The sequence below is a fragment of the Arcobacter sp. CECT 8985 genome, from assembly GCF_004116495.1.
GTDB lineage: Bacteria > Campylobacterota > Campylobacteria > Campylobacterales > Arcobacteraceae > Malaciobacter.
The window spans coordinates 1-3984 of sequence record NZ_PDKC01000061.1 but is presented as its reverse complement, the minus strand read 5'-3'; the positions used below and the strand labels follow the sequence as shown (position 1 = coordinate 3984).

3 protein-coding genes are annotated in these 3984 nt (G+C 24.2%); all 3 read right to left on the bottom strand.

Annotated elements, in window-relative coordinates; genetic code table 11:
• Positions 1-404, bottom strand: a 404-nt coding sequence (locus tag CRU93_RS13890; protein ID WP_164967705.1) for a hypothetical protein, incomplete at its 3' end; no start/stop codon positions are given.
• Positions 405-415: 11 nt separating this feature from the next.
• Positions 416-3064 carry a DUF2235 domain-containing protein gene (locus tag CRU93_RS13885; protein ID WP_129104786.1) on the bottom strand — a complete coding sequence of 883 codons (2649 nt, stop codon included), beginning with the start codon at positions 3062-3064 and terminating at the stop codon, positions 416-418.
• The coding region (locus tag CRU93_RS13880) for a tetratricopeptide repeat protein (protein ID WP_375153653.1) at positions 3057-3984 on the bottom strand (928 nt) is incomplete at its 5' end. The genes CRU93_RS13880 and CRU93_RS13885, both read right to left, overlap by 8 nt.

Below are 3984 nucleotides of genomic sequence, written 5' to 3'. Positions count from 1 at the left end.
TCTTTTTCTGTATATATTGGCATATCAACTCTATATTCATATTCTTTTTTTAATTCATTGTTGAAATTTGAGTAAATATATCCTATGCTAATTTTAGCTTGCTGATTATTTAATGACTCAGCTTGTGAATAATAATCAAATGCTAATCTTAATTTATTTTGATAAAAAAAAGCATCTGCTCTACATTCTAATGCTTCTGAACCAAAAAATTTTTTTTCTCTTGCTTTAATATAATTTAATATTTTATTTTCTGGTAAATCTGATTTACAATCTTTAATAAAATTATTCATTGCAATTGCATTGCCTTTTGCTATCTCTTCTTCATACTTGCTTAAACAACTATTTGCATTTAATGAACTTAGTGCAAACCCTAATATTAAAACTATTCTTTTTATTCTTCTCATTCTTTTCCTTTTTAATTATTATTTCTTGTAAATTCTTCACCATTAGTAGAATATATAACTCTTTTGCCATAAAAATCTGTTTTATTCATATTTTCATATGATGCTTTATTTACAAAATTATCATATTCTGCCGAATGATGGATATATTTGTCTTTTAACTTTTTATAAGCTTCTTTTTTGGATATTTTTAAAACTTCATGTTTTTTTAAACATCCATATGCTTCAGTTAATGTATTTTCTTTATTAAACTTGTAAGGTTTAAAATCTCCTAAAGGAACCATCTCAAATTCATCTTTTTTATTATTTTGAGTTTTTGAATCTACATATATAGCTTTGTCATACATTATTTTCATTGTTACATGTTCATATTTATTTGATACTTTTGGTTTATACATGTAAAGATATAAATAATCTACCCAACCATTATCATCATTATTACTATAATCTTTAACAAAATTATATTCGTTTTTTACATAATAATAAAAACCTTCTTCTAGTTTTTTATTTTCTTCTTTCAATTCTTTAATTTCATCACTTGATTTTAATTCTTTTATATTCTCATCAGTTGCTTTACTGATCCAATTATATTTTTCATTCCATTTTATTATTTTATTTTGTAATTTTTTAGGTATTTCTTTCCCTTCAAGAAGGAATTTACCTAAATATACTACTTCTGATTTTTGATTATATCCTCCTCCTACATCTGCATGGGCCCCAGGAAGATAAAACTCTTCAAGTTTTGCACCACCATCTTTTCTTTTTTCTTTGCTATCTTTATAATAATGCTTATTTATATTTGGAAAAATAGAGTATGCTTCAAAGTTATATCTAAATTCATCATCTGCCATTAGATGAACTACATGACCTACTTTTGTAATATTTTCATTTTCAAAAAAACTGATATTTAAATCTTCAAAATCATTTGATTGCATAATTCCATAATGTGTTACAGTATCATAAATACCTACAAATCTGAAAGATAAAGAATCAATAGTAATTTTTTGCATATTATAATATGGATTTTTTACTTTTATTCTATTTCTATATATATATTCTAAATCTGTTCTTAATGGATTGAAAAATTCTTTACCAGAGATTAATATATAACCCTTATCTCCATATATTGCAGAAAAAAGATCTTTATTGTCTTTCATTTTGACAGTATAATCTCTTTTTACAGATTTGATTAGTTCTGCGTTATTTAATATTGAACAAATAAAATGTCTTGCACTTGTAGACCCTCTTGAAAAACCAAAAACATCCAAAACAAGTTCATCTATATGATAAATTGATGAACTTCTTAATTGTTCTGCTATTTTTACACAAGCAAATATACAATGTCCTATAACACCACTTTTACCTGTTCCTAAACCTAATCCCCAAACAGAATCCTTTTCTTGATTTTTTTGTATAAAAGGATTAAATGTTCCAGAACCACTTTCATAAAGTTTAAATCTTGTATTTGGAAGGTTATCTACATTTTTCTTTATATCATCACCATCATAAAGTTCATATAATCTACTTATATTTGTTTCACCATTTGTAAAACTACTATCTTCGTCATGATCTGGAAGTATTTCTTTTATTACATACTCAGAAATTGTTTTTTCTTGGGCATCTTTTTTACTGTTTTTTACATCAATTAAATAATCAAATACTTTTTTAGCGTCTTTTTCTGCTTTTTTAGTAGTTGTAATTTTATCCTTACCTACAATAAAAACTGATTTACTATCAAAATATCTTATTGAAGCATTCTTCATTTGATTTATAATTATTTTTTTTGTTTCATTTGTAAATTCTGGGTTATCTGTTGATAGGACATGGTATTGAATTGTTCCTTTTTTTCTACCTTTTAATTTTGGTTTACCAAACTCATCATTTTTCTTTAATGCATCTTCTATATCTTTCGCTGGCTTTTTCAAAAACTCTACAAAGTTTTTATAAAAATCTATATTATATATATTATTTTTTGTACCATCAAAAAATACTCCATACTCTACTATTACTTCAGGCAAATAAGAAGCTATTATTTTATCTTCATAACAAGTTTGCTCTAATTCTTTGGTTTTTGAGTTTTCTTTTATATTATATACATATGGCATTGATATTATTATATAGGCTTGCGTATCTTTATTTATTTTTTTTGAAGTTTTCTTCTCTTCTTGTTTTAAGATTTGTTGACAACTATCTTTAGTAAAAGTTAAAGCAGATGTACTTTTTTTATCAATATTTTCTTTTAGATCTTTTTGTAGTATTTTTTTATATGCATGATGATACTTTTTTGCTTTTAATACACTTCCATAAGATTTACTATTATATAGTTTTACAGTACAAAGAGTTATTAGTTTTTTATCAACTATTTGTTCAGTTACTCCTTTTAATTTATCATAAGTTAATACTTTATTATTCTCTTTTATCTCTTGTTCTACAGCTTTTACTAAATAAGAGCTATACTTATCTTTTGTATTATTTAAAATAGTTTGTTTATCATCAGTTGAGTCTATTAATTCTTTTATATCTTCATTTGAGATTATAATATAAGCTATTCTTGTTTTTATATCATCTTCTATTGGTTTATTATCTTTAGTACAATATTCATTTACATGTGCAACTTCACCTACTTTATGAAATGCATTTCCTATAGTTATATCATTACTCATATGATACTCCTAGTTTTTTTAGTCTTCTTTTTGCCATATTTCTTACTTCTGTGTTTAGTGCTTTTTTATACCAATAAATTGCTTTTTTATTATTATTCAATTTTGTTTCATATAGAAATCCAAGATTTTGAATAGCCCTTGCATCTCCTAATTTTATACCTTTTTTATACCAATAAATTGCTTTATCATAATCTTTTATATTATTTTTATATATTATTCCAAGACTTAAAGCACAATCTATACAAGTAAGTTCATTAAATCCTCTTTTATACCAATAAATTGCTTTATCATAATTTTTTAATATATCTGCATATAAAAGACCTAATTTTTGAAAAGAACCTCTATATTGAAGTTTAATACCTTTTTTATACCACTCAATTGCTTTTTTGTAATCTTTTTTATCTTCTTCATAATATTCTCCAATAGCTGCAGCACATAATCCATATCCCATTTCATAACATTTTTTGTAGTATTTTATTCCTTTTTCTTTATCTTGCATATCTTTATTTAATTGGTAAAAAGTTCCCAGTTCATAATAACCTCTTGGCTTACCTAACTCTCCAACTTTTTTATATATCTTTATTGCTTCTGTATACTTTTTTTGTTGATCATACATCAATCCTATTGATAATAGTGAGTTTAAATCACCTGTTTCATATGATTTCATAAACCATTTATATGCTTCATTATATTTAGAGTTTTTATAATAATATACACCTAAATTATGTGCTGATTTTCCATGTCCTGCATTTGCTGCTATTTTAAAGTTTTTAATTGCTTTTTTATTATCATGTAAAAAACTTAAATATAGACTTCCTAATTGTGCGTATGCTTCTATACTTCCTTTTTCTTTTCCTTTATTAAAGTAATTTATTGCTTCTTTAAAATTACCTTGTCGCATATAATATATACCTGCACAA